The 22,460-nt window shown below is 72.3% G+C and carries 19 protein-coding genes and 1 pseudogene; 7 read left to right on the top strand and 13 right to left on the bottom strand.

Going from position 1 to position 22,460, the window contains the following annotated elements; translation table 11 throughout:
* Window positions 1-3: 3 nt before the first annotated feature.
* Window positions 4-912 carry a LolA family protein gene (locus BM419_RS08020; protein WP_091926078.1) on the bottom strand — a complete coding sequence of 303 codons (909 nt, stop codon included), beginning with the start codon at window positions 910-912 and terminating at the stop codon, window positions 4-6.
* A gap of 267 nt (window positions 913-1,179) precedes the next feature.
* Window positions 1,180-4,533 (bottom strand): DNA translocase FtsK, encoded by a 3,354-nt coding sequence (locus tag BM419_RS08015; RefSeq protein WP_091926076.1) that lies wholly within the window; start codon window positions 4,531-4,533, stop codon window positions 1,180-1,182.
* Between the two features lie 485 nt (window positions 4,534-5,018).
* Between BM419_RS08015 and BM419_RS08010 the strand changes: the two genes are divergently transcribed.
* The 3 genes from BM419_RS08010 (at window position 5,019) to BM419_RS08000 (ending at window position 8,111) form a co-directional block, all read left to right on the top strand.
* A complete protein-coding gene (locus tag BM419_RS08010) occupies window positions 5,019-7,082 on the top strand; it encodes an NAD(+) synthase (RefSeq protein ID WP_091926074.1) in 2,064 nt (687 codons plus the stop codon).
* Window positions 7,083-7,197: 115 nt separating this feature from the next.
* Complete coding sequence (locus tag BM419_RS08005) at window positions 7,198-7,428, top strand: hypothetical protein (RefSeq protein ID WP_020092738.1); 231 nt, start codon at window positions 7,198-7,200, stop codon at window positions 7,426-7,428.
* A 272-nt stretch (window positions 7,429-7,700) separates the two neighbouring features.
* Window positions 7,701-8,111 carry a PilZ domain-containing protein gene (locus BM419_RS08000; protein ID WP_091926073.1) on the top strand — a complete coding sequence of 137 codons (411 nt, stop codon included), beginning with the start codon at window positions 7,701-7,703 and terminating at the stop codon, window positions 8,109-8,111.
* Window positions 8,112-8,127: 16 nt separating this feature from the next.
* Here the strand turns inward: BM419_RS08000 and BM419_RS07995 are convergent, their stop codons facing one another.
* Window positions 8,128-8,565 carry an HIT family protein gene (locus BM419_RS07995; RefSeq protein WP_091679740.1) on the bottom strand — a complete coding sequence of 146 codons (438 nt, stop codon included), beginning with the start codon at window positions 8,563-8,565 and terminating at the stop codon, window positions 8,128-8,130.
* A gap of 161 nt (window positions 8,566-8,726) precedes the next feature.
* Between BM419_RS07995 and BM419_RS07990 the strand changes: the two genes are divergently transcribed.
* Window positions 8,727-9,686: a cation diffusion facilitator family transporter gene (locus BM419_RS07990; protein ID WP_091926071.1), complete on the top strand. Its 960-nt coding sequence runs from the start codon at window positions 8,727-8,729 to the stop codon at window positions 9,684-9,686.
* A gap of 34 nt (window positions 9,687-9,720) precedes the next feature.
* Here the strand turns inward: BM419_RS07990 and BM419_RS07985 are convergent, their stop codons facing one another.
* A complete protein-coding gene (locus BM419_RS07985; protein ID WP_056525717.1) occupies window positions 9,721-10,680 on the bottom strand; it encodes a LysR family transcriptional regulator in 960 nt (319 codons plus the stop codon).
* 107 nt (window positions 10,681-10,787) lie between these two features.
* On the opposite strand from BM419_RS07985, the gene BM419_RS07980 reads away from it, so the two are divergent.
* Both BM419_RS07980 and BM419_RS07975 read left to right on the top strand, forming a co-directional pair.
* Window positions 10,788-11,510 (top strand): SDR family oxidoreductase, encoded by a 723-nt coding sequence (locus BM419_RS07980; RefSeq protein WP_091926069.1) that lies wholly within the window; start codon window positions 10,788-10,790, stop codon window positions 11,508-11,510.
* Between the two features lie 53 nt (window positions 11,511-11,563).
* Complete coding sequence (locus BM419_RS07975) at window positions 11,564-11,962, top strand: nuclear transport factor 2 family protein (protein WP_091679746.1); 399 nt, start codon at window positions 11,564-11,566, stop codon at window positions 11,960-11,962.
* 27 nt (window positions 11,963-11,989) lie between these two features.
* On the opposite strand, the gene BM419_RS07970 is transcribed toward BM419_RS07975, so the two are convergent.
* The 7 genes from BM419_RS07970 to BM419_RS07940 all read right to left on the bottom strand — a co-directional run bounded on the left by BM419_RS07970 (window position 11,990) and on the right by BM419_RS07940 (window position 19,909).
* On the bottom strand, window positions 11,990-12,844 hold the full coding sequence (locus BM419_RS07970; protein WP_091679749.1) for an SDR family oxidoreductase: 855 nt from the start codon (window positions 12,842-12,844) through the stop codon (window positions 11,990-11,992).
* 10 nt (window positions 12,845-12,854) lie between these two features.
* Window positions 12,855-13,034, bottom strand: coding sequence for a DUF1328 domain-containing protein (locus BM419_RS07965; protein WP_010685332.1), 180 nt, complete (start codon window positions 13,032-13,034; stop codon window positions 12,855-12,857).
* Between the two features lie 136 nt (window positions 13,035-13,170).
* Window positions 13,171-14,550, bottom strand: a complete 1,380-nt coding sequence (locus tag BM419_RS07960; protein ID WP_091926067.1) for a chloride channel protein — start codon at window positions 14,548-14,550, stop codon at window positions 13,171-13,173.
* A gap of 118 nt (window positions 14,551-14,668) precedes the next feature.
* Window positions 14,669-14,968, bottom strand: coding sequence for a GCG_CRPN prefix-to-repeats domain-containing protein (locus BM419_RS07955; protein ID WP_091679795.1), 300 nt, complete (start codon window positions 14,966-14,968; stop codon window positions 14,669-14,671).
* Window positions 14,969-15,242: 274 nt separating this feature from the next.
* Complete coding sequence (locus BM419_RS07950; RefSeq protein ID WP_091926065.1) at window positions 15,243-16,631, bottom strand: deoxyribodipyrimidine photo-lyase; 1,389 nt, start codon at window positions 16,629-16,631, stop codon at window positions 15,243-15,245.
* Window positions 16,632-17,226: 595 nt separating this feature from the next.
* Window positions 17,227-18,639 carry a phosphatase PAP2 family protein gene (locus BM419_RS07945; RefSeq protein WP_091926063.1) on the bottom strand — a complete coding sequence of 471 codons (1,413 nt, stop codon included), beginning with the start codon at window positions 18,637-18,639 and terminating at the stop codon, window positions 17,227-17,229.
* A 136-nt stretch (window positions 18,640-18,775) separates the two neighbouring features.
* Window positions 18,776-19,909, bottom strand: coding sequence for a TRAP transporter substrate-binding protein (locus BM419_RS07940; RefSeq protein WP_091926061.1), 1,134 nt, complete (start codon window positions 19,907-19,909; stop codon window positions 18,776-18,778).
* Window positions 19,910-20,056: 147 nt separating this feature from the next.
* Here BM419_RS07940 and BM419_RS07935 point away from each other — a divergent pair, with 147 nt between their 5' ends.
* Window positions 20,057-20,692, top strand: a complete 636-nt coding sequence (locus tag BM419_RS07935; protein ID WP_244540722.1) for a tyrosine phosphatase family protein — start codon at window positions 20,057-20,059, stop codon at window positions 20,690-20,692.
* Here the strand turns inward: BM419_RS07935 and BM419_RS07930 are convergent.
* Both BM419_RS07930 and BM419_RS07925 read right to left on the bottom strand, forming a co-directional pair.
* Window positions 20,650-21,786: a branched-chain amino acid ABC transporter substrate-binding protein gene (locus BM419_RS07930; protein WP_026604861.1), complete on the bottom strand. Its 1,137-nt coding sequence runs from the start codon at window positions 21,784-21,786 to the stop codon at window positions 20,650-20,652. The genes BM419_RS07935 and BM419_RS07930 overlap by 43 nt on opposite strands.
* Window positions 21,787-21,936: 150 nt before the next feature.
* Window positions 21,937-22,460 (bottom strand): annotated as a pseudogene (locus BM419_RS07925) (sugar transporter); the annotation flags it as partial.

The raw sequence follows: 22,460 nt of genomic DNA, 5'->3' as shown, positions 1-22,460 counted from the left end.
CCGTCACTTCTGCGATTGCTGGATCTGCTGCTGCATCGCCTTGTCCTCGGACCGTCCATAATTGATGAAGAACAGGCTGCCGTCGACGCTCTTGCCCTTCTGCAGGTTCGAGAGCGTCACCGTGGTGACGTAGCCCTGCGGGTCGGTGATCCGCCACTGCGACAGGGTCTTCATCTCGGCGTCGAAGAACAGCTGGATCTTCGAGGTGCCGCCGAGGGTGGCGCGGTCCTCCAGGCTGATGCGGACGCTGCCCGGATCGCTCGCCACGTCGGTGACGGTGAGGTCGCGGGCGAGGTCGATCTTCTCGCGCAGGAGGAATTTCAGCGGCGTCTGGGCGATGAAGTAGAGGTCCTGGGTGTTCAGCTTGCGGTCGCGCACCGCCACCGAGGTCCCGTCGGCGACCACCTCCAGCGGCGAGGGCTGGTCGTAGTCGAAGCGCAGGCGGCCGGGCTTGACGAGCGTCAGCTTGCCGCCGATCCGGCGGCCGTCGGCGCCGATCTGCACGAAATTGCCCGTCAGGGTGTTGATGCCGTTGAAGTAGGCGTTGGCCTGCGCCAGCAGCGCGGCGGGATCGGCCGAGTCGGCGGTGACGATCGCCGTCGGCGCGCCCACCGCCGCGACCTTCGGCTCGGATGCCTTGTGGTCGGTTTTGTCAGCGGCCTTGTCGCCGCCCTTGCCGGACTTGGCCGTGCCGGGCTTCGTCTCCTTGCTCGCCTCCTTGGCCTTGGGCGCGGCCTTCTTGGCCGGCGCGGGGGCCGCCGGGGCGGCCTCCGGCTGTGGGGCGGGCTCCTCCTTGTGGCCGAACAGGCTGTCGATGAAGGCGCCGACCTGCGCGTGGGCCGGGTTGGCGGTCGCGAGCCACAGCCCGGCGGCGATCACGGAGCCGGCTGTGCGGGTGCGGCGGCCGATCATCGGCAGAGTCTCCTGAGGAGCCGCGGGCAAGCTCCGGCGGCGAAACAGAGGTGGGCGGGCCGCTGCGGACGCCTTGCCGTCCCCTCGTCTTCGCGAGCGGAGCGAGGCAATCCAGGTGCGCCACGATACCGGAGGTCGCGCTACTCTGGGTTGCTTCGCTCCGCTCGCAGAGACGGGGCGGGCTTCGCAGCCCCCTTTTAGAACCTCGCCCTGTGGCGAAGATGCGACGTCCGGGCCGCCCCGTGGCGAGGCGGCCCGGACAGCGTCTCACTCGTCGTCGTACATCCCGGCCGAGCTGTGCGTCGCCCCGGCGACCAGGATCTCGCGCTTGCCGGCGTGGTTGGCCGGGCCGACGATGCCCTCGATCTCCATCCGCTCCATGATGGAGGCGGCGCGGTTGTAGCCGATCTGCAGGCGGCGCTGGATGTAGCTCGTCGACGCCTTCTGGTCGCGCAGCACCACCTCGATCGCCTGCTTGTAGAGGTCGTCGGAGTCGCCGCCGCTCGCCGCCGCGAAGGCGCCGATGTCGAAGACGGGGGCCTCCTCCTCGGGCTCGTCGGACCGCTCGGCCTTGTCGGCCGCGGCCGCCTTGCCCCGGCCGGATCGGCCGCCCTCCTTGGCGGGCTCCTCGGGCGAATCGTCGGCGGTGACGGCGTCGAGGTAGCTGGGGCGGCCCTGGCGCTTGAGGTGGGCGACCACGCTCTCGACCTCGCTGTCCGAGCAGAACGGCCCGTGCACCCGCGTCGTGCGCCCGCCCCCGGCCATGAACAGCATGTCGCCCTGGCCCAGAAGCTGCTCGGCGCCCATCTCGCCCAGGATCGTGCGGCTGTCGATCTTGCTCGTCACCTGGAAGCTGATCCGGGTCGGGAAGTTCGCCTTGATCGTCCCGGTGATCACGTCCACCGACGGGCGCTGCGTCGCCATGATCAGGTGAATGCCGGCCGCGCGCGCCATCTGCGCCAGACGCTGGATCGCTCCCTCGATGTCCTTGCCGGCCACCATCATCAGGTCGGCCATCTCGTCGACCACGATCACGATGTACGGCAGCGGCGTCAGATCCATTGCCTCCTCTTCGAACACCGCCTCGCCGGTGTGGCGGTCGAAGCCGGTCTGGACGGTGCGGGTGATGGTCTCGCCGCGGTCGGGGGCCTCGTTGATGCGGGCGTTGTAGCCGTCGATGTTCCGGACGGCGATCTTGGCCATCTTCTTGTAGCGCTCTTCCATCTCGCGCACGGCCCACTTGAGGGCGATGACCGCCTTCTTGGGGTCGATGACGACCGGGGAGAGCAGGTGCGGGATGCCGTCGTAGACCGACAGCTCCAGCATCTTCGGGTCGACCATGATCAGGCGGCACTCCTCGGGCTTCAGCCGGTAGAGCAGCGACAGGATCATGGTGTTGATCGCCACCGACTTGCCCGAGCCGGTGGTGCCGGCGACCAAGAGGTGCGGCATGCGCGCGAGGTCGGCGATGATCGGCTCGCCGCCGATGTTCTTGCCCAGGCACAGCGCCAGCTTGTGCTTGCTCTCGGCGAAGTCGGCCGACGAGAGCAGCTCGCGCAGGTACACGGTCTCGCGGGTCTCGTTCGGCAGCTCGATGCCGATGACGTTCCGGCCGGGGACGACCGCGACGCGGGCCGAGACCGCCGACATCGACCGGGCGATGTCGTCCGACAGGCCGATCACGCGGCTGGACTTGGTGCCGGGCGCGGGCTCGAGCTCGTAGAGGGTGACGACCGGGCCCGGCCGCACCGCCAGGATGTCGCCGCGCACGCCGAAATCCTGGACCGTCTGCTGCAGGTTGAGGGCGTTCTGCTCCAGCACGTCGGCGTCGACCTCCTCGCTGCCGCCCGGCGCCGGCAGGGCGAGCAGTTCGAGGGACGGCAGCTCGTAATCGGCGTTCTCGATCGGCGCGATCTCGAGGTGGCGGCCGGCCGGGATCAGGTGTGCCCGCGGCGCCACCAGGGGGACCGACGCCGGCGCGGGGGCCGGCAGGGCCGCGTTCTCGATCGTCTCGACGGCAGCGGCGACCGGCTCGGCCTCGACCCCGATCTCCGCCTCGATCTCCGCCTCGATCTCCGCCTCGACCGGCTCCGGCTGCGGCGCCAGCTTGCCGCGGAGCAGGACCGGGCGCGGCGTCATCGGGATCACAACGCGCTCCGCCTCGGCGCGCGCGGCGACCGGCGCGGCAACGACCGGGGCGGCAACGACCGGGGCGGGACCGGCTTCGGGCACGGCCGGGGGTGCCGGCGGGACGGCGGTCGGCTGGCCGGCCGCGCGGATCGCCGCCCGGGCCGCCATGGCGCTGAGAGCCGGCGCGCGGCGGGGCGCCTCGGACGCGGGGGCGGCCGGAGGCTCGGCCGCGGCGCTGCCGGGGCCGAAGACCAGCGACAGGCCGGACGCGGCCGGCGGCGCGACGGGCGGCAGGAAGGCGCTCCGGATCGAGGCGGCCTCGTCCATCCGCTGGCCGGTCTCCGTCCCATTATCCTGCCCGTCGGCGGGACGCGGCGGCTGGTCGAACCGGACGAGCCGGTCGAGCACGTAGACCGGCCGCGGCGGCAGCGACCGCAGGTGCGAGATGTCGAGGGGCATGGAGACGAAGCGCTCGTCGGACGCCGCCGGCGCCGAGACGGCGGCCGGGGTCGGCGCGACCTCGGCGGGCTGCGCCTCCAGGGCCGACCAGGCATCGACGGACGACCAGTCGCCGCCGTCGAACCAGGGCTGGACCTCGGACCAGTCCGGCAGGTCCGACCAGTCGCGGGCCGGGGCCTCGGTGACCGTCTCGACCGGGGCGGCGGCGACCAACGCGGCCGCGACCGGGGCGATCGCCGCCGTGGAGGCGGCCAGCTCGACCGCGGGCCGGACCGGGCGGCGGTCCGGCGTGCGGAAGAAGCGGACGCCCGGCGGCGCGACGAAGGGCTGGCGCCACAGCGGCACCGGCTCCGCGTCCGGCGCGGCGGCTTCGGGCAGGGCCGGCACGGCTGCGGCGCGCTCGGCCGCCTCGGCCGCGATCCGCGCGCGCTCGACCCGCTCCTGCTCGGCCTCTTCGCGGACGGCCCGCTCGGTCTCCAGGGCGAGGGCAGCGGCCTGCGCCTCGGCACGGGCGCGCTCCAGGGCGACGCGCTCGGCCTCGAGGGCGCGCTGGCGGCGCTCCTGCAGAACCGAATCGGGAGTGCGGGTGTAGCGGACCGCCGAGGGCGCGGCCGGCGCCGGCGCGGCGGCCGGCGTCGCGACGTGGTCGGTCACGTGGCCGGTCACATGGCCAGCGGCATGGCCCGCGAGCGGAGCCGCGGCCGGCGCGTAGTCGGGGGCGATGGCGGCGGGGCGGCGCGGCTGGCGCACCAGCACGCCCGGCGAGGAGGCACTGCGGTCGATCCGGCTCTCGAAGATCGGGGCGTCCAGGGCGTCGAGGCTCGCCCGGTCGTCGAAGACCTGGGCCGGCCAGTGTGGCTCGGGCGCCGCGGCGCGCGGGGCGCGCTCGGAGCCCTCGCGGCCGACCATCGCGCCCGGCGGGGTGAGCCAGCTCGGCTCGGCCCGGCGCCCGGGCGCGCCGTAGGACGGGCGGGCGGGCAGGCCCGCGGGAGAGCCGGAGAGGCGGCGGGTGAGGCTCGCGCGGAGCGCCATTAGCCGGTGCGCCAGGGCTCCCAGGGAGAGGCCCGAGCGGTCGCCGCCGCGGACAGGGCGGGCGGGGTCACGGTGGGAGTACGGAGGCCGTCCCGATGCGCGCATGGGTTCTCAGACGATACTCGAAACAGGGATCCGCCGACGCGCGGCGGCTGTTCCTGAGTTAGGCCATTCGTCGTTAATGGAGGCTTGCCGTCGGCCGCGGTGCGGAAACCATGCGGGACGATCGGCCCGGCGCTCCGGCAGGGCCCCGCATCGCCGCGGCCGGGCCGTCACGGCCACCGGCGACCGATTCGAACGCGGAATCTCGAGGTAACGACGCCCGATGGACCGGAAATCGCGATCTGGGCCCCGTCCCGATCCGCCGCAGCGCAGTCTCTCGCGATGACGTCGGGAACAGGCCAGGGCGCGAACAGGCTCCGCGCCGCCCCCCGCCCGCGTCCGCTATAGTAACCCGCAGCCACCCCTCACCCGGACAGGTGCCCGTGTCTCCAGCCACCTCCGAATCGTCGGCCCGCTTCCGCTCCCTCTACCGCCACGGCTTCGCCCGGGTCGCGGCCTGCACCGGCCGGAGCCATCCGGCCGAGCCCGAGCGCAACGCCGACGTCGTCCTCGACCTCGCCCGGACCTGCCACGATTCGGGCGCGGTGCTGGCGGTCTTCACCGAGCTCGGCCTCTCGGCCTACGCGATCGAGGACCTGCTGCTCCAGCAGACCCTGCTCGACGCGGTCGAGGTCGCGGCCGCCCGCGTGATCGCCGACTCGGCCCGTCTCCGGCCGCTGCTGATCGTCGGCGCGCCCCTGCGCTGGCGGCACCGCGTCTACAATTGCGCGCTCGCCATCCAGGGCGGCCGCCTGCTCGGCGTCGTCCCGAAGACCTTCCTGCCGAACTACCGGGAGTTCTACGAGAAGCGCCACTTCGCCTCCGGCGCCGGGATCGTCGGCGAGACCGTCCGGGTCGCCGGTCAGGACGCGCCGTTCGGCACCGACCTACTGTTCCCGGCCGAGGACCTGCCGGGCCTCGTGGTCGGGGTGGAGATCTGCGAGGACCTGTGGGTGCCCGAGCCCCCCGGCATGCGCGCCGCGCTCGCCGGCGCCACCGTGCTGGCGAACCTCTCGGGCAGCCCGATCACGGTGGGCCGTGCCGAGTCGCGAGCGCTCCTGTCCCGGGCGGCCTCGATGCGGGGTGCCTGCGCGTACGTCTACGCGGCGGCCGGCCAGGGCGAATCGACCACCGACCTGTCCTGGGACGGCCAGACCAGCGTCGACGAGCTCGGCGTGCGCCTCGCCGAGGGCGAGCGCTTCCCCGAGAAGCCGGTGACGACGCTGGCCGACATCGACCTCGACCTGATCGCCCAGGAGCGCCTGCAGGCGGGCAGCTTCGACGACGACGCGCGCGGCCGCGCCCTGCCCTATCGCCGGGTGCCGTTCCGGCTCAACCCGCCCGAGGCCGATCTCGGCCTGATCCGGCGGATCGAGCGGTTCCCGTTCGTGCCGGCCGACCCGTCGCGCCTCGCGCAGGATTGCTACGAGGCCTACAACATCCAGGTCGCCGGCCTCGCCAAGCGCCTGGAGGCCACCGGCACCCGCAAGGCCGTCATCGGCGTCTCGGGCGGCCTCGATTCGACCCACGCGCTGATCGTGATCGCCAAGGCGTTCGACCGCCTGGGATACCCGCGCTCGGACATCCTGGCCTACACGCTGCCGGGGTTCGCCACCTCGAACGCCACCAAGACCAACGCCCACGCGCTCATGAAGGCGCTGGGCTGCTCGGCCGCCGAGATCGACATCCGCCCGGCCGCCAAGCAGATGCTCGCCGACATGGACCACCCCTTCGCCAAGGGCGAGGCGGTCTACGACGTGACCTTCGAGAACGTGCAGGCGGGCCTGCGCACCGACTACCTGTTCCGGCTGGCGAACCACGCCGGCGGCATCGTGGTCGGCACCGGCGACCTCTCCGAGCTGGCGCTCGGCTGGTGCACCTACGGCGTCGGCGACCAGATGAGCCACTACGCGGTCAATGCCGGCGTGCCCAAGACGCTGATCCAGCACCTGATCCGCTGGGTGATCGGCAACGGCGAGGTCGGCCCGGACGAGGCCCGCACCCTCCAGGCTGTCCTCGACACCGAGATCTCCCCCGAGCTGGTGCCGGTGGATCAGGACGACAGCCCGCAGAGCACGGAGGGCACGATCGGCCCCTACGCGCTGCAGGACTTCAACCTGTTCTACACGCTCCGCTACGGGTTCCGGCCCTCGAAGATCGCCTTCCTGGCGCTCCACGCCTGGGGCGACAGGGAGCGCGGCACCTGGGCGCCGGACTTCCCGGAGAGCAAGCGGGTCGCCTACGATCTCCCGGAGATCCGCCGCTGGCTCGGCGTCTTCCTGAGCCGCTACTTCGGCTTCAGCCAGTTCAAGCGCTCGGCGCTCCCGAACGGGCCGAAGGTCTCGGCGGGGGGCTCGCTGTCGCCCCGGGGGGACTGGCGCGCGCCCTCCGACGGGTCGGCGCGGATCTGGATCGACGAGTTGAACCGAAACGTCCCTGAAACTTGACCGTCACAAACTCGACCGATTGTGCCATTATGAGCACGGTCAAGCCGATTCTTCGCAATGCGAAATCTTGTATTGGGAAAATTGGCTTCGAGGGCGGCCAGGCGGAGGACTTCGGATGCGAAGCTACAACCTGTTCCAGCTCAAAGGCGAGGAGGGCCTCTGCTGCGCGGTGCCGGAGGCCAGCACGGTCCCGCCCTTCATCGGCGCGGGTCGCTGGACCTTCGGCGGCAAGCTGGGCGACGGCGGCCGGCAGCCCCTCGACTTCGACGGGCGGGCCGCCGACACCGCGGTGCGCTTCAACGGCTTCTACCTGTTCCAGACCGTGGACCGGCGCTTCATCGCCTGAGCGGGCCCCGTCCGTCACGGCGAGCAGGCCGGCGTCGGGACGATCGGCGCGGCGCTGCCGGGTCGCCGCTCCGGCCACGGAACGACGAACCGAAGTCGTCGCGCGTTAATCGGACCGGCCCGGGGCGCGGACTCGCTCTTCCGGAGCCTTGGCGGCAGCACGTTACCGGTATCGAGCCCTATAGCGGGCCTCGACTCGGCGATCGCGACCAAGATTCCTTAAGGGCTCGCGTGCAGGTTTCGCGGAACCGTCAGCTGTCCGGAGCCGCCCGCATGTCGGAGCATCGCAGAGAGGCGCGCCAGAGGGTCTTCCTCAAGGGCCGCATCGTCTTCAACAACGGGTCGTCGAGCCTCGACTGCCTGGTGCGCGACATGTCCCCCACGGGCGCGCGCCTCGTGATGAGCGAGGCCACCACGCTTCCGGACGCGTTCGATCTCTACATCCCGCAGAAGGACCGGACCTACCGGGCCACCCTGCGCTGGCGCCGGGAGGACGGAATCGGCGTGACCTTCGAGGCGCCGGCCCGGGCCGGCACCGCGCCCGCTTCGCCCGATCCGGCCGCGACGGACGCCTCCGTGACCCTGCTGCTGAAGCGCATCAGCGAGCTCGAGACTGAGAACGCCGCCCTGCGCCGGCTGCTCGCCAGCATGGCCCAGTCGAGCGACTCGGCGAGCGCGGCCTGATCGTAAGGCCTGACCGTCAGGCCTGAGCCTCGAGCGCCGCGCGGATGCGGGCGGCGTGCTCGGCGAGGACCCCGTTATCGGCCATCCCGCCCTCGTGGCGCTTCAGCGGCACGCCCTCGCGCCGTGGGATGACGTGGACGTGCAGGTGGAAGACGGTCTGGCCGCCGGCCGGCTCGTTGAACTGGAACACGGTCAGACCCTCGGCCCGGAACGCCGCCTTCACGGCGCGGGCGACCTTCTGGACGCTCGCCATCAGGGCGCCGAGCGAGTCCGGGTCGGCGTCGAGCAGGCCCCGGGCCGGCGCCTTCGGGATCACCAGCGTGTGGCCCTCGCCCTGGGGCATCACGTCCATGAAGGCCAGGGTGTGGGCGTCCTCGTAGACGCGGTGGCAGGGGATCTCGCCCCGCAGGATCTTGGCGAAGATGTTGTCGGGATCGTAGCGGGCGTCGGCCATGCTGCCTCCGGGACTCCTTGAGCGGCCGCAGGTTGCACGGGGCACCGGCCCGCGTCCACACGGGAACAACATGCGCGCCGCGACGCTTGCATCGCCGCGGCGGCGGCGCCGTGCCGGGGTCCGAGAGCCCGGTGTCCCCCAGACCGCGCAGGGAGTTCCGGATGGCGCACGAGAGCACGGGAGCGATCTACGCGGCGGCGGGCGCCAACCTCGCCATCGCGGCGGCGAAGTTCGTGGGCGGGGCGCTGACCGGCTCGACCGCCATGCTCGCCGAGGGCGTACACTCGGTGGTCGACACGGCGAACCAGGTGCTGCTCCTCGTCGGCATGAAGCGGGCCGAGCGCCCGGCCGACGCCCGCCACCCGTTCGGCTACGGGCGCGAGATCTACTTCTACGCCTTCGTGGTCGCGCTGATGATCTTCCTCGGCGGCGGACTGTTCGCCGTCTACGAGGGGATCGAGCGGGTCCGCCATCCCGAGCCGGACGTCGATGCCGAGCTGTTCGGCTACCGCCTGCCCGGCCTCTGGGTGAACGTCGCGATCCTGGGCTTCGCCATCGCGGCGGAGGGCACGTCGTTCTTCGTTGCGATGCGCCAGTTCTGGGCCGAGAAGGGCAAGCACTCGGCCGTGCGGGCGATCCGGCGCAGCAAGGACCCGACCCTGTTCACGGTGCTCGCGGAGGACACCGCCGCCCTGATCGGCCTGCTGATCGCGCTCGCCGGCGTGGCCCTGTCCCACCTCCTGGAGATGCCGAGCCTCGACGGCTGGGCGTCGGTCGGCATCGGCCTCGTGCTGATCGGCATGGCGGCGTTCCTGATGGTCGAGACGCACGGTCTGCTGATCGGCGAGGCGGCCGATCCCGAGGTCGTAGCGGCGATCGCGGAGCTGGTCCGCGGCGAGCCGGGCGTGGTCCACGTCAACGAGGTGCTGACCCAGCACCTCGGCCCGTCCGACATCCTGGTCAATCTCAGCATCGACATGACCGACGATCTCAGCGCCGGCGAGGTCGAGAGCCTCGTCACGCGCCTCGACCGGGCGCTGAAGGCGCGCAGCCCCGACGTGACCCGGGTCTTCATCGAGATCCAGCAGCAGGGCGACCACACGGTCCGGGCGGCGGCCTGAGGGGTGCCGCCTCGCCGGCGCGCACGGATCTCTGTCAGGCGGCCGCACCGGGCGTCGGGGCCGGCGCGAGCACGCCGTCCCAGGGGACAGGCGACGGGAAGACCTCGTCGAGGAAAGCGAGGAACGCCCGCACGTTCGGGCTGCCGCGCCGGCTCTCCGGCCAGAGCGCCGTGAAGACCGAGCGCTCGACCGCGAAGTCCTGCAGGATCGGGATGAGCGCACCCCGCCCGACATGCGGTGCGGCGATGTAGGTCGGCGAGATGCCGATACCGCCACCGGCCACCAGCACCGCCGTCACCGCGTCGCTGAAATCCGCGACGATGCCGGTATCCGGCGTGATCTCGACCCTGCGGCCGCCCACGTGGAACGGCCAGCGCAGGGCCTGCCCCGTGCTCTGGAAGCGGAAGTTCACGCAGTCGTGGTGGACCAGATCGTCCGGATGCCGCGGCGTGCCGCGCCGCGCCAGATAGGCCGGGGCCGCGAAGGCGCAGACCCGGTGCGGCGCGAGGCGGCGCGAGACCAGCCGGGAATCCGCGAGGTCGCCGACCCGGATCGCGACGTCGATGCCCTCCTCGATCAGGTCCACGAAGCGGTCGCTCAGGCGCAGGTCGACCGACAGCTTCGGGTGGCGCGCGCGGAAGCGCGGCAGGGCCGGCGCGAGCAGGTGGACGCCGACCGGGATCGACGCCGCCACCTTCAGGGTGCCGGCGGGCTCGGAGCGTGCCGCGACCGCCGCCTGCTCGATCGCCTCGGCCTCGCGGAGGAGCCGCAGCGCGCGCTCCTGCAGGTCGCGCCCCTCCGGCGTCAGGGTCAGCGAGCGGGTGGTCCGGGTGAAGAGGCTCACGCCGAGCCGCGCCTCCAGCCGCTGCACGCTCTTGCTCACCGCCGAGGGCGAGATGCCGAGGGAGCGGGCGGCCGCCGAGTAGCTGCCGAGGGAGGCGGAGCGGGCGAAGGCGACGATGCCCGTGAGCCGGTCGAGGCCGATCTGTTCCATGACGGCACGACTGAAGCGAAGAGCGGACCGATTATCAAGGAGGGGTCGCTGGCCCAATCTCCCGTCCATCGGCGCCGCGCTGGCGACGACCGGCCAGGTTTCCCGCCATGAGCAGCACCCTTCAGGATCGCACCGTCGTGGTCTTCGGCGGCACCTCGGGCATAGGCCTCGCGGCCGCCCGCCAGGCCAGGGCGGCGGGCGCGGAGGTCGTCGTCGTCGGCCGCCACGCGGCGGGCGCCGAGGGCGCCGCGGCGGAGAACGGCTTCGCCGGCTGGCGCGCCGCCGACGTGACGCGGCCCGAGACGATCGCGACCGCTCTGGCCGACATCCCCCGCGTCGACCACCTCGCGCTGCTGGCCGGGACCTTCGTGGCCGGCAGGGTCCTCGAGGCCGAGGTCGAGCACCTCGCGCGGGCCTTCGACGAGCGAATCTGGGCCGCCATTCATGCCCTGCGCGCCCTCGGCGGCCGGCTCGCCGGGGACGGCTCGGTCACCCTCATCTCCGGCGCCCTGGCGGACCGCCCGAGCGCGCAGGGGACCGCCGTGCTGGCGGCGGCGTCGGCCGCGATGGAGGCCTTCGCCCGCGGCCTCGCGCTCGAACTGGCACCGGTGCGGGTGAACGCGCTCTCGCCCGGCACCACCGACACCCCGCTCCTGGCCCGCACACTCGGCGCCCACCGCGACGCCTACGTGGCCGGGCTGACCGAGAGGCTGCCGCAGAGACGCCTCGGCACCGCCGAGGAGGCCGGTGCCGCCGTCGTCTTCCTGATGAGCAACGGCTTCATGAACGGCGAGACCCTGCACATCGACGGCGGCGGCCGCCTGATATGAGCCGCCGGCCGCCGCGCGGCACGCCCGACAACCCCCTTCGAAGGAGACGCGCGATGTCCGATGGCACGGAGGCCGCGCCGGCGGCAGAGCCCGACTACGACCGGCTGCTGCGCGCCAATCTCGCGCGGATCTTCAACGCGCGGGACGCCGGCGCGCGGGCGGCCGCCCTGGCCGAGCTCTACGTGGCCGAGCCGACCCTGTTCGAGCCGGACAACGTCGTGCGCGGGCGGGCCGCGATCGCTGCGGTCGCCGGGGCGCTCCTGGACCGGTTCGGGCCGACCTTCCGCTTCGTGCCCGTCGGCACGGCCGCTGGACACCACGGCGTGGGATCGCTGCGCTGGGAAGCCGGTCCGGAGGGCGGCCCGGTCGCGGTCACCGGGACGGACGTTGCCGAGATCGTGGACGGCAGGATCGCGCGACTCTGGGTGCTTCTCGACCCGCCGCCGCCCTGAGACCGCCGCCACCGAACGCTCCGATCTTCAGTCGCTCCGGCCCACCTGCCGGAGGCTCAGCGCCCAGAGCCGCTCCTGGACGGCCTCGTCGCGGCTCTCGGCCGAGGAGACCTTCGGCCGACCGTGGGAGAAGTATCGGCCCGTGACCCCGTCCAGGCCCGGGTCGCTGGCCACGTGGAGGGAGGTCCGCGCGCCCTTCTCGGGCGTGATCAGCAACGGCCGCATCAGCGCCCAGGCCGCGCCGAGCAGGCCGCCGGTGTTCTTGGCGAAGCCGGTATTCACCACCCCCGGATGGACGGCGTTCGCCGTGATGCCGCTGTCGCGCAGGCGCCGGGCGAGCGCGTAGGTGAACAGCACGTTGGCGAGCTTGGCCTGGGCATACGCGCCCATCGCCCGGTAGCGCCGGGCGCCCTCGACGTCGTCGAAGTCGATGTGCCCCCGGTAATGGGCCGCCGATGCGACGTTGACGATCCGCGGCTTCCCGCCCGCCGCCGCCGCGTCCTTCAGCGTGTCGAGGAGTTCGAGGGTCAGGAGCACGTAGCCCAGATGGTCGAGCGCCCAGGTCCGCTCGATCCCGTCGACGGTCAGCGTGCGCCGGTCGAAGATCGCGCCGGCATTGTTCACCAGCACGTCGAGGCGCGGATAGGCCGCCCGCAGGGTCCCGGCGAGCCGGCGGATCTCGGCCTGCGCGGACAGGTCCGCGCGGTGCGGCTCCACGGCGGCGCCAGGTACCGCGGCGCGGATCCTGTCGGCGCAGGCCTGCAGCTTCCCGCTGTCCCGGCCGACCATGGCGACCCGCGCGCCGAGGCGCGCGAGACCGAGGGCCGTCTCGTAGCCGATGCCGCCGGTCGCCCCGGTGACGAGGCAGACCGCGCCGCGCACCGCGCCGGCCTCAGAACACCGCCTGGCCGACCGCGAAGGCGATGACCACGATCACGATGGCGATGAGCAGGAACAGGCCGAACAGGATGCGGGCCAGCGAGCCGGCGCCGGAGGCGATGCCGGTGAAGCCGAGACCGCCGGCGATCAGCGAGATCACGAAGCAGATGAGGGCCCATTTCAGAAGGGTCATGGCGTCACTCCGGCTGCGCCCCGGCGCGGGGCCTGATGCTGCTGCCTCAACCGACGCCAAGCGAGACCGTTCCGCGGATTCCGGAACGGTCCGCTTTTATTCTTACCCGCGTCCGGCCGCTCGGTCGGGGACGCGGTCAGCCGGTCTTCGCCACGGGCTGCGCCGGCACGTCGGCCCGTTCCAGCATGATCTCCGCCAGAGTGTGGTAGAGGCCGCCGCGGCAGATCGCCTTCGAGGCCGCGTCGGCCAGGAGCGCCGCGACCATCAACGGGATCACCATCGCGTGGTTCTGGGTCATCTCGGTGACGATGACGAAGCTGGTGATCGGCGCCTGCAGCACGCCCGTCAGGTAGGCCACCATCCCGATCAGCACGACGGCGCCGACGGGCATGCCCGGCAGGAATCCGTGGACCGTGCCGCCGAGGCCGGCCCCGACCGCCAGGGACGGCGCGAACAGGCCGCCCGGGATACCGCTGATCGAGCTGAGCACGGTGGCGGCGAATTTCAGGGGCGCGTAGGTCCAGCCGGCCGTCGCGTCGCCGTGGAGGATGGCCTTGGCCTCCTCGTAGCCGGTCCCGTAGGCGGCGCCCCCGGATGCGAGGCCGCACAGAGCGACGCACAGCCCGCAGGCCGCCGCGAAGATCACGGGCCGCTTCCGGATCAACCGTCCGGCCGCGCCCGGCAGGCCGCGGGCGAACAGGATGACGAGGCGGCTGAACAGGCCGCCGGCGAGGCCGCCGACCACGGCGATCAGCGGCACGATCCAGCTGGCCGCCAGCGGCAGGGCGGCGTCGGTCGTCCCGAAATAGGTATAGTTGCCGAGGAGCCCGAGCGAGGTCAGGCCCGCGGCCACGATCCCGGCCACGATCAGGCCGGAGGAGCGCGCCTCGTAGGCGCGTCCCAGTTCCTCGATGCCGAACACGATGCCGGCGAGGGGCGTGTTGAAGGCCGCCGCGACGCCGGCCGCGCCACCCGCGAGGAGCAGCCCGGGCAGGCGCTCCGGGGTCAGGCGGCCGAAGGCGGCCATGATCGCGGCGCCGACCTGCACGGTCGGCCCCTCGCGGCCCGCGGAGGCGCCGCAGAACAGGCCCAGGAACAGGACCAGCACCTTGCCGAAGGCCACGCGCGGCGAGATCAGGGAGTAGCGGAAGCCGGTATCCCGGGCGTGGCGGGCGGCGATCACCTGCGGGATGCCCGAGCCCTGCGAGTTCGGGAAGACCGTGAGGGCGAGCAGCGCCGCGAGGGCGAAGCCCGCGGGCGTCAGCACCAGGGCGATCAGCGGCGACGGCGCGGTGAGCCGCCGGAACCCGTCCTGCGCGAGGTCGGCGCCCTTGGCCATCAGCACGGCGGCGAGGCCCACGCCGATGCCGCCCACGAGGAAGAGCAGCCGCCCGCGCCAGAGCGGATAGGCCTCCATCGAGGCCGACCGCAGGCGCATGATCGAGCGGCGGTAGCGCGACCGTTGCGGGGGCGGAGCATCCGTCGTGTCCCGCACCTCGTCCCGCTTCTCGACCATGAAAGAGCACCTCGTCCGCGCAGTGAGAGCGGACGCTATAGCGCAATGGTCAAGGAAAGGCCCCTCCGCGGGCTAGACGGGGGCCGGCACCGGCGTGCCGGCCCCGCCGCTCAACCGATCACCACCTGTGGTGCCAGGCGGCCCGATGCCAGCCGCCGTGATGGTGCCAGCCCCAGGGGCGATGCCAGCCCGCGTGGCGCCAGCCCCACCGATGGTGCCAGCCCCAGGGACGGCCCCAGCCGTAGGCCACCGGCCGGGCGTAGTAGACCGGGCGGTACGCGTAGGGGCGCCAGTTCGGCTTGCACCAGCCTGACCAGCCCCGGTGGAAGCCCGGGCCGCAGCCCTGGGCAGCCTCCGCCGTACCGGCCGTGGCGGCCAAGGTTCCGAGCGCGAGGAGTGCTGCGCCTGCCAGCTTCATCCGCATCGTCGTCCTCCGTTCAGTTTCGAGCAGCGCGATGATCCGGCCCCGGTCCGACCGAGTTGTCGCCGGATCATGTCCGGCCGTCCGCGACGGGCCGGAAGTGGGCTCGAAACATCCGAGGCCAGGGAAGCGTTTCTTCACGAACCTGTGCGCGCGAGACGACTGAGCCTTCGCGAAGACAAGCGTCGCAATACGCTGCCGCCCGGTCCGGTCATCGTGCGACGATTGCGAGGATACCGAAGCGCCCCAGCGGCCGCGCGGCCGTCCCGCCTCAGCCCTCGGCGGCGCAGAGCTTCTCCACCGCCCGCACATACGCCTTGGCGTCGAACTTCTTGAGCGAGTTCTCGCTCTGATAGCGGACCGTGCCGAAGATCTCGCGCCTCTGCCAGGGCCGGTCGTGCAGGCCGTACACCCAGGCGACGTTGGTGAAGGAGTTCGGATCGCGTCCGTCGAGGAAGTAGCGGTTGTTCAGGCGGAGCGTCCGCGCGAAGCCCTCCTCGGGCGACGGGGACCATTCGAGGATCTTCTTGCCCCAGTACATCCGCAGCTGGTTGTGCATGTAGCCGGTCTCGCGCATCTCGCGCATCGCGGCGTTCCAGTAGCGGTCGTGGGTCTCGCCGGCGGCGAGCTGCGCCTCCGAGTAGGCGTAGGGGCGCTCGTCCTTCGCGTGCTCGGCCAGGGTCTTGCGCGCCCAGTCCGGAACGGCCCTGCCGTAGGCGTCGTAGCCCTCCGTGTAGAAGACGTGGTTCATGGCGAGCTCGCGCCGGACGATCAGCTCCTCCAGGTAGGCGCCGCGGTCGTCGGCATCGCCGACCTTGGCCTCCCGCACCGCCAGGGCGATCTCCACCGGCGAGATCTGCCCGAAATGCAGGTAGGGGCTCATGTGCGAGGCGGCGGCCGCCTCCGGCATGTTGCGCCCCGCGCCGTAGCCCGAGAACCCGTCCTGCAGGAACGCCTTCAGGCGCTTGCGGGCCTGCGTCTCGCCGCCGGTGAAGCGCTTCACCGGGCCGACCTCCCGGTCGAGGGTCATGCCGGCCAGCACGGCCTCCGGATCGGAGACGTCGATCGCGCTCTTCAGCGTCAGGCGATCGGCCGCGCGCTTCACCCGGCGGGGTTTCAGCGCCGCGAGGAACGGGTCCCACAGCCGGTTCAGCTTCGGCCTCAGCGTCCGGGCGGCGTACTCGTGCTTCGGCGAGGCCGTCTCGACCGGCACGACGACGTCGCCCTCGACCTGGACGATCCGCGTCTTCACCGACTTGGCGATCTCCCGGTACCAGCCCTTCTGGATCGCGAGGTAGCCGCGGTCGAGCACGAGGAGCGCGGCGTCTTCGGCGAGGGCGATGGCGATCTCGGCGGGCGAGCACTTGCGCATGACGAAGCCGATCCCGCGCTTCTCCAGGCCTGCCTTCGCGTCCGCGAGACCCTGGAGCAGGAAGGCGTAATGCCGGGCATTGGCCTCGGGAAAGCCGCTCGCGCCGTCCAGCAGGCCGAAGCAGGCGACGACCGGCAGATCGAGGCGGTTTCCCTCCTCGATGGCGAGTTCAAGGGCCGGATTGAACGTCGCCCGGTTGGCCTGCTGCAGGAGATACAGGACGTAGGCGCCGTCTTCGCGCGGCTCGACATCGTTGAGGATCCGGATCCGTTCGCCCTGGATCGCCATGCTCACCTGCTCCTTGCTTGGCGCGCCGCGCCGGAACCTTGGCCGGAGAAGGTAGAGCGGGCGGGATTTTCGTCCGTCCGGACCGGACGGATGAAAAGCCGCAGTCGAGGCGACGGGCCGAACTCCGGCTCCAGCCGCCAAAACCCCGCCTCATCAGGGACTTGCACGGCGATCGATCGGTCCCGCCCGCGACAATGCAGGTTTCGATCGCGCTCGATGGCCTGCGACATTTTCAACACAGGCGGGAAGCGACGCGTGCGCGAGCGCACGAAAGGACAGCCCTGCTGTCCTGATGCTCTTGAATTTTCCGTCGAGGAGCGCAGATTGTGCAGCGCGGGAAGGCGATGGCGTCGCCCTTCCGCAGCCCTTCTTGGGCGTTTCCTCCCTAGACTTCGGGCCGCTCCTTCGGGAGTGGCCTTTTTTCTGTCCGGAGCAGGCGCGGGCCCCGGTCCGGCCCTTCCACGAGCGCGGTGAGGGGCAGCGCGCTTCCCGCGCAAGCTGAGCGCCCGGGGCGCGACGGACTCCTCTCCGGCGGCCCTGCCTCTCTGGGAGATCCGCGCCGCCGGCGATCCGACAGGCCCTCGGCCACGGCGTGTCAGCGCGTCGCGCTGGACCCCGCCCGGCTCGCCGCCAGCGCGGCGGCCTTGCCGCCCGCCGTGTAGAGGTCGAGGCGCGCGTAGACGCCGAATTCCGAGCCGTCGTCGAGGAAACCGCCGCCCGGCCCCTGCGTCTCGGTGAGGATCGCGTTGGCCTCGTCGAGCGTCAGCGCCGGGAAGGCCGCGGTCAGCAGGTGGCCGGCCTCCGGCGCGACCTTGCCCACGTCCTCCCGCCGGCCGGCGGTGTCCGGATGCACCACGGGCAGGCCGTAGGTCTGGGTCGCCGCGTAGAAGGCGGCGTTGGCGGCCGCGTCCTTGAACCGGCCGGTATCCTTCGCCGCGCAGGCCGACACCGCGTCGCCGCAGCCGGCCTTCAGCGCCTCGGTCATCGCCGCGCGGGCCTCCGTCAGGAGCGCCCGGTAATCCGTCACGCCGACCGTCCTGTCGGCCTCGGCGGACGCCTTGTCGAGGACGGCCGGGTTCTTCCGGATCTGGCCGACATAGGCCGGATCGTTGGCGAGCAGGTGCGCGAGGGCGTGCAGCGAGGTCGCCCGGCCGCCCAGCACGTCCATGGCGTAGTGCGCCCCGACGATGATCCGGTCGTTGCCGTACTCGGCGGCGCGGGCGACCATCTGCTGGTAGCGCTCGGGCACGAGGAGCGCGAGCACCATGGACTCGGTGTAGCCGTAGGTGGTGTGCCCGCTCGGGTAGGACGGGCTGTTCACGAGGTCCTGTGAGGGGCCGCGCAGCCAGTCGAGGCTGTCGGACGCGTCACCGAAATAGTCCTTGCCGCGATACGAGAGGAGGCGTGGCAGGGTCTGGAACGGCCGCGAATTGCCGTAGCGGTCGGCGCCGGGGCTCCCGGCCGGCCGGTCGTAGGCCTTGCCGAAGACGTCGGTGACGGCACCGTTCGACAGGATCGCGGCGGCCTCGTCCGAGACCGGATGCTTGCCGTTGGTCGTGGCGTTGGCGAAGAAGTACTTGCCGGAATTCGAATCCGACTTGGTCACGTTGTTGGTGTAGCCGATCAGGTTGGCGACCGCCGGCGCGATGCTGGTGAAGGTCTTGTAGTCGCTGTAGGTCGCCTTGGCGTGGTAGGCGCGGGCGAGCGTGGTGCCGAGGCCGTCGGCGAGGTTGGCGGCGTTGCCGTCGGTGATGAAGCAGTCCTGCAGGGCGAGCTGCTGCTGCTCGGGGAACGGCAGGAGCGTCGGCTGCTTCAGCGCGCCGCTCTGGATGTCGCCGGTGACCCGCAGGTTCGCGTCGAGCGCCGCCTTGCCGTCGGGGGTCAACTGCAGCCGGGCCACCGGGACCAGCCCGCGCAGGGCCGACAGGTTGGCGGCCGACTGTGCAAAGGCCTGGAGGGGCAGCGCCGCCCCGAGCAGAGCCAATCCGACCCGCAGCGTCCCGAACATGCAGCCCTCCCCTCGCGGATGCCGTGCCGGACGCTAGAGCCGTTCCCGATCGCGTGGCAATCGGGCGCGGCCCCGACGTCCCCATCTTTGAAGCGCCCCCGGGGCGCCGCGCCGGCCTCCCGCGGCGGCGCGCGCCTCAGCCCCGCGCCCGGGCGCGGATCATGAAGTTGTCGTAGGTGTACTCTGCCACCTGGAACCAGAGGTACTCCTCGTTGCGGAAGGTCCGCATCGCCTCGTAGACGCGGCGGAAATCGGCGTTCTTGGTGGCGATCTCGGCGTAGACGTCATTGGCGTTCTTGAGGGCGGCCTCCATGACGTCCTGGGGGAACGGCCGCAGCTGCGCGCCCCCGGCCACCAGCCGGCGCAGGGCCTGCGGGTTGCGGGCGTCGTACTTGGCCTGGACGTCGGCGCCGACCTCGGCCGCCGCGGCCCGAAGGATCCCCTGGTAGGATTTCGGCAGCGCCTTCCACTTCTCGGCGTTGAACCAGAAGTGCAGCAGGGCGCCGCCCTCCCAGAAGCCGGGATAATGGTAGATCGGCGCGACCTTCTGCAGGCCGAGCCGCTCGTCGTCGTAGGGCCCGATCCACTCGGCGGCGTCGAGCTTCTTGCTCTCCAGGGCCGCGTAGATCTCCGGGCCCGGCACCGCCTGCGGCTGGACGCCGAACTTGGCGAGCACCTGGCCGCCCATGCCGCCGATCCGGAACTTCAGGCCCTGCAGGTCCGCGAGGGTCTTGATCTCGCGACGGAACCAGCCGCCCATCTGGGCGCCGGTGTTGCCGCCCGGCAGGCAGACCAGCCCGGCCTTGGCGAAGACCTCGGCGAAGAGTTCGGCGGCGCCGCCCGCCTGCCACCACGCGGCGGCGCCCCGGGCGTTGAGGCCGAAGGGCACCGCGGTGGCCAGCGCGAAGGTCGGATCCTTGGCCATGCCGAGGGTCGCAGGACCGTGTCCCATCTCGACGGTGCCGGCGGCCACGGCGTCGAGCAGGCCCTCGGCCGGGACCGGCTCGCCGGGGCCCTGGACCTGGATCTGGAAGCGCCCGTCGGTGGCCTCCGCGACGATCCGGCTGAGCGCCTCGGGGGCGCCGTACAGGATGTCGAGGGTCTTCGGGTAGGCGGAGGACAGGCGCCAGCGCAGCTCCGGGGCGGACTCGGCCCGGGCCGGCGCGGCGAGCGGCCCGGTCAGGGCCGCGGCGGCGCCGAGGCCGGCGGTCAGCACGCTGCGGCGCCGCGTCCCGGCCGCGGGGGATCGCGCGAGGTGAGGTTCGTCCAACGGCGTCTCGTCCGAGCAGGTCCGACCCGTCCGGGCCGGATCGGGGGTCGCAGGTAGCACGTGCGTGCCGGTTCTCGAAAGCCGCGGGCGGCCCGGGCAGTTCCGTGGCGCCTCGAAACCGGACCGTGCCCGTGCTAGGCGCCCGGGATGCGAACCGAGCCCGCCGTCACCCTGCACACCGTCTGCGGCCTGGAGGAACTGGCCGGCCACGGCGCGCGCGGCGTGAGCCACGTCCTGTCGCTGCTCGATCCCGGCACGCCGGAGCCCGCGGCCTTCACCGCCTACGGCGCCCACGCCCGCACGACCCTCCGGTTCCACGACTGCCTCGGCCCGGGCGACGGTCTCGTCCCGCCCGAGCCGGAGCACGTCGCGGCGATCCTGGATTTCGGGCGGGCGCTCGACGGGGCCGGCCATCTCCTGGTCCACTGCCATTACGGCCTGTCGCGCTCCACGGCGGCGCTGCTGACCCTGTTCGCGCAGGCCGAGCCGGACGCGTCCGCCGCCGCCCTGGTGGAGCGGCTCCACGCCCTGCGCGAGCCGGCTTGGCCGAACGCGCGCATGATCGGCTACGCCGACGCGATGCTCGGGCGGGACGGGGAACTCAGCGCGGCGGTGCGGCGGCTGCACGCCCTGCAATTGCGGGTCCGCCCGCATCTGGCAGAGCTGCTGCGCGGCCTCGGGCGCGGCGCGGAGGTCGAGGCCGCAGAGACCTTGTGGGTTGCCTGTGCGGGGTCCGCCCCTCACTTGCCGGCCGGCGTGAAGCTCCCGTCCTTCCACACGTAGAGCACGTAGCCCTGGGCGGTGACGTCGCCCTTGGCATCGAAGCCGACGGTGCCGAGCACGAGATCGAAGCGCTCGGTGTGCAGGGCCTGCGCGATCGGCCTCGGCTCGGTGGAGTGGGCGAAGTTGCCGGCCGCCACCAGCGCCTGCATGGCCGCGTACCCGTAGATCGTCGAGCCCGTGGGATCGACGCCCTCGGCCTTGAAGGCCTTCACGACGGCCGCGGCGGCGGGCTGCCGGCTCGGGTCGAGGTAGAAGGTCATCAGCACGCCGTTGCTGGCCGATCCGGCGATCTTGGCGAAGTCCGGCGTGGCGATGGCCGAGGTACCGAACCATTGCGGCCGGAAGCCCCGGTCCGCCGCGATCTTCACGAGGCGGCCCATCTCGGCGGCGTCGCCGCCGTAGTAGACGACCTCGATCCCCGCGCCCTTGAGGCGGTCGACCAGGGCGGCGTCGTCGGCGTCGCTCGGCGAGAACGACAGGAACAGCGCCTCGTTCACGCCAATGCGGTTGAGGTTGTCCTTGGTGGCGGCGGCGAGGCTGCGCGCCGCCGGCGTCTGGTCCTGGATCAGCGCGATCTTCCGGTCGCGGAACCGCTCGGCCAGCACGGCGGCGGACAGGCGCGCCTGGTCGTCGTCGCGGCCGCAGACCCGGAAGATGTTCGGCAGCCCCCGGTCGGTGAGCCGGGCCGCCACCGAGGCCGCGGTGATCATCACCACCCCGTTCTGGGCGTAGATGTCGGAGGCCGCGATGGAGGCGTTGGAGCAGACATGGCCGACGACGAGACGGACGTTCGACCGGACGAAGTGGTTGGCCACCGCCATGGCGGTGTTCGAGTCGCAGGCATCGTCCTGCACGTCGAGGGTGACGGGCTGGCCGTCGAGGCCGCCCATGGCGTTGGCGTCCCGGGCGGCGGCCTCGACACCGCGCAGAACCTGCTCGCCGACCGCCACGTAGGGACCAGACCGCGGAACCGCGACGCCGACCACCACGTCGGCCACCGCTTGGGTGGCCGGCAGGAGCGCGAGACACAGGCTCAGGGCGATCAGCGCGGGCCGGAGCGGCCCGTGGGCGGGGACGAAACGTCCGATCTTCATCGGGCTCTTCTGGGCATCCTTGCGCGACACGTCGGCGCGACGGCGGATGCGGCTCCGTAGCCTCGATCCCGCCCCGCACCCAGTGCCCATACGCGAGGACGCGGCGAAACGCGATTTTTTTCCGCGGCGGTCCTGTCGACGACCTGGTCCCTACTTGGCGTAGGCGTAGGCCGTCGCGGCGGAGGCGACCGGTCCGGTGACGCCGTTGAAGGCGGTGAGGACCTTCTGGACCTCGGTGAAGGGGGCGTTCGACACGTAGATCAGGTCGCGGTTGCGCATCCGGAACGCCTGGGACACGAACAGGCTGTTGGGGTCGCGCATGTCGATCCGGTAGACCACCGGCACCAGAGGCGTGCCGAGCAGCTTCGAGCCGGGGCTGAGCCGGCGCACGACGCTGGCCGGCTCGAACCGGAAGATGAACGTCCCGGCCGGGTCGGCGGCGAAGTCCGACAGGCCGCGCGCCTTGGCCAGCGCCTGCGCCAGCGTGATGCCGTCGGCCTGGAACGGCAGCTCGGTGCTGTTGCCCAGCGCGCCCACCGCGATGAAGGTCTGCGGGTCGCGCACCAGCGTCAGCACGTCGTTGGGCCGCAGGTAGATGTTCTCACGCGGGTTCGACACCACCGTGGTCAGCGGCACGGTCGCGGTCACCGGCCCGCGTGAGAGCCGCACGAAGG

Origin of the sequence: Methylobacterium sp. yr668 (genome assembly GCF_900116245.1) — a bacterium.
Lineage (GTDB): Bacteria > Pseudomonadota > Alphaproteobacteria > Rhizobiales > Beijerinckiaceae > Methylobacterium.
This window is presented reverse-complemented; position numbering and strand designations above follow the sequence as displayed.

What these genes read in the sequence shown, in the direction of transcription:
- BM419_RS07965 (WP_010685332.1), bottom strand. Translation starts at nt 13,034, where the DNA reads ATGACCCTTCTGAAATGGGCCCTCATCTGCTTCGTGATCTCGCTGATC.
- BM419_RS07985 (WP_056525717.1), bottom strand. Translation starts at nt 10,680, where the DNA reads ATGGAACAGATCGGCCTCGACCGGCTCACGGGCATCGTCGCCTTCGCC.
- BM419_RS07990 (WP_091926071.1), top strand. Translation starts at nt 8,727, where the DNA reads ATGGCGCACGAGAGCACGGGAGCGATCTACGCGGCGGCGGGCGCCAAC.
- BM419_RS08015 (WP_091926076.1), bottom strand. Translation starts at nt 4,533, where the DNA reads ATGGCGCTCCGCGCGAGCCTCACCCGCCGCCTCTCCGGCTCTCCCGCG.
- BM419_RS07955 (WP_091679795.1), bottom strand. Translation starts at nt 14,968, where the DNA reads ATGAAGCTGGCAGGCGCAGCACTCCTCGCGCTCGGAACCTTGGCCGCC.
- BM419_RS07960 (WP_091926067.1), bottom strand. Translation starts at nt 14,550, where the DNA reads ATGGTCGAGAAGCGGGACGAGGTGCGGGACACGACGGATGCTCCGCCC.
- BM419_RS07945 (WP_091926063.1), bottom strand. Translation starts at nt 18,639, where the DNA reads ATGTTCGGGACGCTGCGGGTCGGATTGGCTCTGCTCGGGGCGGCGCTG.
- BM419_RS08000 (WP_091926073.1), top strand. Translation starts at nt 7,701, where the DNA reads ATGTCGGAGCATCGCAGAGAGGCGCGCCAGAGGGTCTTCCTCAAGGGC.
- BM419_RS08005 (WP_020092738.1), top strand. Translation starts at nt 7,198, where the DNA reads ATGCGAAGCTACAACCTGTTCCAGCTCAAAGGCGAGGAGGGCCTCTGC.
- BM419_RS07980 (WP_091926069.1), top strand. Translation starts at nt 10,788, where the DNA reads ATGAGCAGCACCCTTCAGGATCGCACCGTCGTGGTCTTCGGCGGCACC.
- BM419_RS07930 (WP_026604861.1), bottom strand. Translation starts at nt 21,786, where the DNA reads ATGAAGATCGGACGTTTCGTCCCCGCCCACGGGCCGCTCCGGCCCGCG.
- BM419_RS07950 (WP_091926065.1), bottom strand. Translation starts at nt 16,631, where the DNA reads ATGGCGATCCAGGGCGAACGGATCCGGATCCTCAACGATGTCGAGCCG.
- BM419_RS07995 (WP_091679740.1), bottom strand. Translation starts at nt 8,565, where the DNA reads ATGGCCGACGCCCGCTACGATCCCGACAACATCTTCGCCAAGATCCTG.
- BM419_RS07975 (WP_091679746.1), top strand. Translation starts at nt 11,564, where the DNA reads ATGTCCGATGGCACGGAGGCCGCGCCGGCGGCAGAGCCCGACTACGAC.
- BM419_RS07935 (WP_244540722.1), top strand. Translation starts at nt 20,057, where the DNA reads ATGCGAACCGAGCCCGCCGTCACCCTGCACACCGTCTGCGGCCTGGAG.
- BM419_RS08020 (WP_091926078.1), bottom strand. Translation starts at nt 912, where the DNA reads ATGATCGGCCGCCGCACCCGCACAGCCGGCTCCGTGATCGCCGCCGGG.